This window comes from Williamsoniiplasma lucivorax ATCC 49196 (assembly GCF_000518285.1).
Lineage (GTDB): Bacteria > Bacillota_I > Bacilli_A > Mycoplasmatales > Mycoplasmataceae > Williamsoniiplasma > Williamsoniiplasma lucivorax.
Genome location: NZ_JADH01000026.1, coordinates 1 through 4,850 on the forward strand (window position 1 = coordinate 1; position 4,850 = coordinate 4,850).

Genomic DNA, 4,850 nt, shown 5'->3' on the forward strand with positions numbered 1-4,850 from the left:
TTTTACCCTGATGTTTATTATAATATGAACAAAGAAAAGCAAGAGGGTCAAAAAAATATCATGAAAAATAAAGAAAATCAAGATAAAAAGCAAATTGCTGAATTAGTCAAAGCACTAGAAGAATCTCAATCTAAAGTGAAAACTTTAGAAAAGGAAAAGGAATTAGACAAACAACTAATTGATATTTTAAAAACAAAAAATCAAGTTTTGGAAAAGTCCAGAGCTTCTTACACAAATCTCATAAATCAAAAAAATCTAAGTAAGTGTGAGGAGCAAAATTTAATTATTGAGAATACCAAAGTTTATAAACATTATGCTTATATTGCATGTTATGAATTATTAACAAGAATTGATATTTCACAAAACAAATTGATCAAATTTTTCAATATCACCAAGAAACGTTTTATTGAATTTAAAAAAAGGCATTGTTGGCCTGATTTTTTAGATGTGAGGAATGGTTTAAAACCAATACCAAAATTTAAGAAATATCAAGGAAAAGTTACCCCAAATGCGAAGAAATTACTAGAAAAAGTCTATAAAGTCCATAATAAACCAATCTCTGCTGCTGATTTGAATCAAATAATATTCTTTGTGTTTGGAGTGAAAATTTCGGTTGCAAAAATAAGAGAAATTCAAAATAAATACCCAGCCAAATTTAAACATGTTAATCAAAAAAGAACTAAATATAACGGTAATGACCGTAAAAGAAAATTCACAAAAGAGGACTTGCTACTAAATAGTATTGAAGGACAAAATGCTTTTGGTATTGATGGTGTTCACTATCCAGTTGTCATTAAAGGCACTCACAAAAAACCAGTGGTTGTCATTAGCTATGATTTAAGATTTAAAACAGTGGTTGGATTTCATGCTGAATTTAGTGAAACATCCAATTCAACTCATCAAGTTTTTATGAAAGCATCAGCTTACATAAAAGCAAACGATGTACAAAATGCTATCATTCAAACCGATCGGGGATCAGCTTTTGCTTGTGAAATTATTAATAACTTCGAAAAAGAAGCTAATAATTATATTCATCCAATGTCAAAAGCAGGATTCAAACACAACCCTTGAACTGAATCTTTAAACGGATGAGTGAAACACTCTTTTATAGAACAATATGGGAAGTATTTCAATTCTTTAGAGGAATTTAAAAACACATTCCAAGAATTCATAAATTCATGAAATGTGTTCAAAATATCAATGTATAATGTAGTTAACGCAAATAGATCAACTTATTTTAAAGTGGTGTCTTTAAGTTAACATATTCTACCAAAACTTTTATTCGCCCAAATTTTTTTAGTTTTTATTTCAATAGTTGTTTTTTTACCAAGTTCAATAGCTGACATTGGTTTTATGTGAGATAAATCAACATCATATAAAATGGGTAATTTAATATCACTTGCTAATAAGCAATTATTTAAAATATCAATAGCTGTTAAATTCTTAAAATCTTTCACATTAGTTTTGCCAAAAATTATGCATTCAACATTTTCAAATTTTTTATTTAAAATTAAAGAGTTATAAATTCTTTCTAATTCTGCAGCCGTTTTTTCATCATCTTCAATTAAAAGAATTGCTTTTTCATTTGGTTTAAAAACATAATCACTTCCAACAATCGACATCATAGTATTACCATTACCACCAAACAAAGTTCCTTGATAAAGTTCTTTTTTTGAATCAAAATTAAGTGTTGATCATCGATTTTGTATTTCGCTTCTTTGACTTTCAAAATTTTCTCAATTTTGAAAAGAAGTGTAATAAAAATCTGGAACTGGTAGTTGTGTTGGTTTTTTAGTGATTAAATTCATTAGAGCATTATATGAAAACTCTCTAGATGCTTCTTCAAATTCACCAAAATTAGGAAACAAAGCAGGTCCATATATGACTCTACAATTAGGACATTTTTTTAAAATAGCAGATAGCAATGATGTTGAATCACTAAAACCACAAAAAATAACACCTTTTTTGTTTATTAATTCATAATCTAAAAATGGAAGAATAGAACTTGTATTGCTTCCCCCAATTGCAGATAGTAAAAGCTCTGCTCCATTAAAAACAAGATTATTAATTTCATTAGCTCTTTGTTTAGCATTTCCCGCAACATAATTTTCATTTTTATAAAACAATTCACCAAGAATTACTTCATGCCCTTTTGCTTTTAAAAAATTAATAGCTCTTTCACCTCGTTTTGGTGAAATAGAACCAATTGGAGTTGAAGCTGTAAAAATTCCTATTTTCATTTTTCTTATTCATTCTTTCTAACTTTAAGTATATATTGATATCCAAAAAAATTTTAATTTTACTTAAATATTAATTTTTTATCAATAAAAGTTTAAAATAAAGAACAAGGAAGGAGATTAAAATTATGTACGGAATATTAAGAAATTAATTTTTTAAAATAACTATTTATTTAGTTATTTTTTCATGGAGGTTTTAATGAATAAATATAAATTGTCGCCAACTTTTCAATACCAAATAATTGATAATCAAATCATCTTAGGAAAAGGTACCAAACAAAAAATTTTGGATATTTCTTATTTAGTAGAAATTGTAAATATTGGATCTTTTTTAAGTAATAAACTAGCAAACAAAAAAGAAATCATTGCTTATATAAATAATCAAAAACTTAAAATGATTGATTGAAATTTTTTATGAAATAATGATTTTTTAATAGATTCTGAATTTAATTTAGATTCAACTTTTAGTAGAAACGAAATGTTTTGAAATTATAAGTTTAATAACATTGATTTTATTAAAAAACATGAAAACTTAAATTTTATAATTTGAGGGTGTGGTGGTATTGGTAATGCAATATCATTTTCATTAGCTAGCATGGGATTTAAAAATTTTACGTTGATTGATATGGATGTTATAGAAAAAACAAATCTTAATAGACAATTTTTATTTGAAAATGCAGACATTGGAAATTACAAAAATAAAATACTTGCCAAAAAATTATTAGCAAGATTTGGCAATTTAAATTTTAAATTTTCACTTGAAGATGTTGGTTCAAATTCATTTATTATTTTATCTGCAGATGAGGGTAATTGTATATTAGATGCTACTAAATTTTCTTTTTTAAACAAAGCACCTTTATTAAATGTTGGTTATCTTAATGATATTTCTGTTATAGGTCCTTTTTCATTACCAGGTAATAGTAAAGTTGATTCTTCATGTTTAAATTGTAATTACAAAATTACAAATGATTTAAAAACTTCTAAGTTTTTAATAAACAAAGCGCCATCTTGAATAGGGAATAATTTTTTATCTAATCTTATTGCAATTAAGGAAATTATAAATTACTTAAATAATGATTTTGAAAACTTAGAATCAATAAATAAACGTTTTGGTGTTGAATTATTCAGTTTGCAATCATTCACAATAAGTATGAAACGTGACCCAAAGTGCAAATTTCATTATAAATTTTAAAAATTATTTCTACTTTATGTTTGAAGTTTAATATTTTTAATTTTAAATAAATGACCCTAATTTTTTAGGACCATTTTAAATTTTTATTAAATTATTTTGTTTCTTTATTTTCAATAAAAAATTTGTGTTTCAGGAATTGAAACATTGTTTAGAATAATTTTTTCTTCTTTTTTATTCATAAATAAGAAGATTGCAATCACTAAACTAGGAACTAATACAATGCCAGAACTTAGGAATGGAATTGCACTAATAACCAACATAATCATGAAAACTTTGAAAAAATTTTGGCTAATAGTTAATTAATTTCCAAAAATTAATGCAAACATAATAGTCATAATGATTTCTAAAGTTAAATAAATTAAGAAAAGAATTAAGACTTTATAACTAGTAGGTTTTGTTTAATCAAAATTTGGATCAATAGAAAATACAAGTCAAATAATTAGAACTATTAAACTTGCTAAAATAGCAACAATATTAAATACTAAACCAACAATGAAAAAAAATCGATATCTTAAATCAAACATAATTTTTGTCTTTAAATTTAAATTAATTTGCGTATTATTTTGATCCAATGAAATTTTAGAAATTGGTTTAGATACAATTTTATTGCCTTTTCGATTGATATACATAAATACTAAAACCACAATGTTTGAAACAAAAGGAAACAATGAGTTTAAAACAGGAATTGAACCAAAAGCCAAAAGCGCAATAAATGGAATAAAAAATTTTTGATTCATTGTAAATTTATTAGCAATAACTAAAGAATAAACAATAGTTGTTGTTGTGACAATAACCAAAGAAAAACCCCCAATTAATCAAATTGATCAAGCAACACTATCTTTAACACCACTCAATATTAACATTCCCGGAATTGTTAATATTAAAATTCCTGCATACATTGAAAAACAAGCACAAATCATGCCAACAATGATTGGAAGTTTATTTTTTGAAGAAATAGCAAGTTTATTTTTTGCCATATGACCACATCGTTTTTTAATTAATTACATTTATATTTTAATAAAATGAATTAAAAAATAAGTTTTTTAGTCTAGAAAAAATTTTTATTTATTATTCATTTTTTTAAAAAACACTATCTTAGAATTAAACACGGAAAAATAAATTCTACATTTTATGAATTAATAGCGCTAGCGGAAGCTGGCGTTTTTCAATTCAATACTTTTTGTTTTCTTTTAAAATTATATCACTCTATATATTCTGATATATACTTATGAATTTCATTAAATTTCATTTTGGCAGTAGCTAAATGATTTAAATATTCTCCTTTTAAGCAACCAAAGAAATATTCAACTTCTCGGTTATCTAATGAATTCCCAACCCTTCCCATTGAAGTTTTGGCATTAATAGTTTTTAATTTATCAAGAACTTTATAACTAGAATATTGAAAACAATAATCAGAATGA

6 protein-coding genes are annotated in these 4,850 nt (G+C 24.7%); 2 read left to right on the forward strand and 4 right to left on the reverse strand.

The genetic code is table 4. The annotated features are described in order from the left end of the window. The coding region (locus tag P695_RS05700; protein ID WP_035026617.1) for a hypothetical protein at positions 1–1,260 on the forward strand (1,260 nt) is incomplete at its 5' end. Here the strand turns inward: P695_RS05700 and P695_RS0104730 are convergent. Further along, a complete protein-coding gene (locus tag P695_RS0104730) occupies positions 1,257–2,240 on the reverse strand; it encodes an LD-carboxypeptidase (protein WP_028127076.1) in 984 nt (327 codons plus the stop codon). The genes P695_RS05700 and P695_RS0104730 overlap by 4 nt on opposite strands. A gap of 196 nt (positions 2,241–2,436) precedes the next feature. On the opposite strand from P695_RS0104730, the gene P695_RS0104735 reads away from it, so the two are divergent. Further along, complete coding sequence (locus P695_RS0104735; protein WP_028127077.1) at positions 2,437–3,429, forward strand: ThiF family adenylyltransferase; 993 nt, start codon at positions 2,437–2,439, stop codon at positions 3,427–3,429. Between the two features lie 104 nt (positions 3,430–3,533). Here P695_RS0104735 and P695_RS06130 read toward each other — a convergent pair whose 3' ends face one another. The 3 genes from P695_RS06130 to P695_RS06210 form a co-directional block, all read right to left on the reverse strand. Next, on the reverse strand, positions 3,534–3,689 hold the full coding sequence (locus P695_RS06130) for a hypothetical protein (protein ID WP_156922739.1): 156 nt from the start codon (positions 3,687–3,689) through the stop codon (positions 3,534–3,536). A gap of 138 nt (positions 3,690–3,827) precedes the next feature. Continuing rightward, positions 3,828–4,406 (reverse strand): hypothetical protein, encoded by a 579-nt coding sequence (locus P695_RS0104745; RefSeq protein WP_028127078.1) that lies wholly within the window; start codon positions 4,404–4,406, stop codon positions 3,828–3,830. A gap of 152 nt (positions 4,407–4,558) precedes the next feature. Further along, positions 4,559–4,850: integrase core domain-containing protein (locus tag P695_RS06210; protein WP_028127079.1), on the reverse strand; the 292-nt coding region annotated here is incomplete at its 5' end.